Below are 3,016 nucleotides of genomic sequence, written 5' to 3'. Positions count from 1 at the left end.
TGAGCTTGCTGTGCGCGAGATCCTGGAGAAGGAGCTGCCGGGCATCCCAGTGACGCTCAGCCACGAGATCAACCCGATGCCGCGCGAATACAAGCGCATCATCGCGGCCGCGATCGACGCCTCGATCAACCCGATCGTGCGCACCTATATCGAGAAGCTGAGGACGGCGCTCGACGAGGAAGGTTTCGAGGGTGAGCTGCTGCTTGCCAATTGCGTCGGCGGCATGATGCCTTTGGCCGACATGATCCGGAAGCCGATCTACAGCGTCATGTCCGGCCCGACGCTGGCGCCGATGGCGGCGCTGGCGCTGTCCGACGAGCCCGACATCATCGTCGGCGACATGGGCGGCACCACCTTCGACGTCTCGGCGCTGCGCGACCACCAGATCATCGTCACGCCGGACAGCATGATCCATGACGATTCGCTCGGCATCCCCAAGGTCGATGTGCGCTCGGTCGGCGCCGGAGGCGGCTCGATCGCCTTCGTCGACGAAGGCGGCCTGCTGCAGGTCGGCCCGCGCAGCGCCGGTGCCCGGCCGGGTCCTGCCTGCTATGGCCAGGGCGGCACCGAGCCGACGGTGACGGACGCCAATGTCGTGCTCGGCATCGTCGATCCGGATTACTTCCTCGGCGGCAAGATGCAGCTGAAGCGTGAGCTGGCGGAGGCGGCGGTCGACAAGATCGCGACGCGGCTCGGCGTAACGCGCCAGGAAGCGGCCTACGCGATCTACACGACCAGCAACCACAATATGGTGGCGGCGATCGAGGAGATCACCGTGCGCGAGGGCATCAATCCACGCGACTCGTTCTTCGTGTGCGGCGGCGGCGCCACCGCCATCCACATCGCCGAGATGGCCGATATCCTCGGCTTGAAGCGCTACATGGTGCCGCGCTTCATGGCCGGGCTCAGCGCCTTCGGTGGCCTGATCTCCGACATCCGCTCGGAAGAGAGCGCGGTGCTGCTCACCTCCGATGCCGACTTCAACGTCGCCGGCGTCAACGACGCGCTGAAGCGGCTGAAGCAGGCCGGCGACAACTTCCTCGCCGAGGCCGGCGTCGCGCCGGAGAACCGCCAGTTCGAATTCTCCTTCCTTGGCCGCTACGAATACCAGTCCTTCGAGATCGAAGTGCCGTTCGAGGTCAAGGACGGCGCGGTGTCAGAGAGCGACCTACCCACGCTGGTCGAAGCCTTCCACAAGATGCATGAGCGCATCTATTCGATCCGCGCCGACAATGACGTCGTCGAGTTCACGGCGTGGAAGCTGCGCGCCATCGGCAAGCGCTCGGGCCAGGACATCTGGCAGAAGAACACGCTGCCCGATCAGAATGGCCCCATCGACCTGAAGGCCAGGCGCGGCATCTACCAGCAGGAGAGCGGTCGTGTCGAAACGGTGCCGGTCTACGAACTGGCGCAACTGCGCGCCGGCGCGCAGCTTGCCGGCCCTTGCCTGGTCGAGGCCGAGACCTTCACCGCCTACCTCAAGGACCAGCATCAAGGGCAGATCGACCGCTACGGCAATCTCGTCGTCAACATCGCCTAGTTCAACAATCACGTGAGAGAACGACCCATGGATTCCATCAACAGGCTCGAGCTCGACGTCGCTGAACGCCGGGTCGACCCCTTCCTGATGTCGGTGCTGAAAAGCCGCTTCGAGGCGATCGTGCGCGAGATGACGCTGGTCGTCATGCGCGCCAGCCGCTCGGCGGTGATCAAGAACGCCCGCGACTTCTCCTGCGCCATCCTGACCTACGATCACAGGCTGGTGTCTGTCGAGGACGCGCTGCCGATCCATGTCATGTCGATGGACATGGCGACGCGGCCGCTGACCGACCTGTTCGACGACATCACGCAGGGCGACATCTTCCTCAACAACTGCCCCTATACCGGCGGCACGCACCATGCCGACCTGATCATGGCGATGCCGGTGTTCTTCGAGGGCGAGCCGCTGTTTTGGGTGGTGGCGCTGTCGCACCATGCCGACACCGGCGCGCCGGTGCCGTCGACCTATCTGCCTTTCGCCAAGAACATCTTCGAGGAAGGCATGCATTTCCCCTGCGTGCGCGTCGCGCAGAAATACGAGGAGAAGAAGGACATCCTGCGCATCGGCACGATGCGCAACCGCGTGCCCGACATGTGGCTGGGCGACGTTCGCGCGCAGATCGGCGCCTGCCGCACCGGCGAGCGCCGCATCGGCGAATTGTTCGCGCGCTACGGCCGCGACACGATCCTCGGCTTCGTCGAGGACTGGTTCGATTACGGCGCGCGCTGCGCCAAGGCGGCGATCGCCAAGCTGCCGGCCGGCAGCTACAGCTACGAGACGCGCCATGACCCGGTGCCGGGCGTCGCCGACGAAGGCATTCCGGTCAAGGTGACGATCAATGTCGATCCGGAAAAGGGCGAGATCGTCGTCGACGTGCGCGACAATATCGACAACGTGCCGGGCGGCCTCAACCTATCGGAAAACACCGCCACCGGCTCCTGTCGTATCGGCGTCTTCAACAATCTCGACGAGAGCATCCCGCACAATGAGGGCGCTAAGTCGCAGATCAGGGTGCTGCTGCGCGAGGGAAGCATCGTCGGCAAGCCGAAATATCCGGTCGGCACCTCGGTCGCGACCACCAATGTCAACGACCGGCTGATGATCGCCGGCAATTGCGTCTTCTCGCGCATGGGCGCGCCTTACGGCCAGGCCGAGAGCGGCTCGCACCTGCCGGCCGGCGTTGGCGTCATCTCGGGCGAGGATCCGTTCAAGCACGGCAAGTCCTATGTCAACCAGGTCTTCGTCGGCTATGCCGGCGGCGGCGCCCGCCACGGCTTCGACGGCTGGCTGACCTATTGCGGCCCGGCCAATGCCGGCCTCATCCAACTCGACTCTGTTGAGGTGGACGAGTCGATGTATCCGATCGTCATCGAGCGCCGCGGCGTGCTGCCCGGATCACAGGGGTTCGGCGAGTTCGAGGGCGCGCCGGCGACCGGCGGCGTCTTCTATCCGCTCGACCACGACATGACGATCGTC

Annotated in this window: 2 protein-coding genes; both read left to right on the top strand. The window is 65.0% G+C overall.

Annotation, left to right across the window (positions count from 1 at the left end; all coding sequences use genetic code 11):
• Window positions 1–1,540: hydantoinase/oxoprolinase family protein (locus EOA27_RS29720; RefSeq protein WP_145970610.1), on the top strand; the 1,540-nt coding region annotated here is incomplete at its 5' end.
• Window positions 1,541–1,567: 27 nt separating this feature from the next.
• On the top strand, window positions 1,568–3,016 hold a 1,449-nt coding region (locus tag EOA27_RS29715), incomplete at its 3' end, for a hydantoinase B/oxoprolinase family protein (protein ID WP_145970609.1).

The organism is Mesorhizobium sp. M2A.F.Ca.ET.037.01.1.1 (assembly GCF_003998075.1).
In the GTDB taxonomy this organism is placed as follows: Bacteria; Pseudomonadota; Alphaproteobacteria; order Rhizobiales; family Rhizobiaceae; genus Mesorhizobium.
The sequence above is the reverse complement of the archived record's forward strand: the minus strand, read 5'-3'. Positions and strand labels throughout refer to the sequence as shown.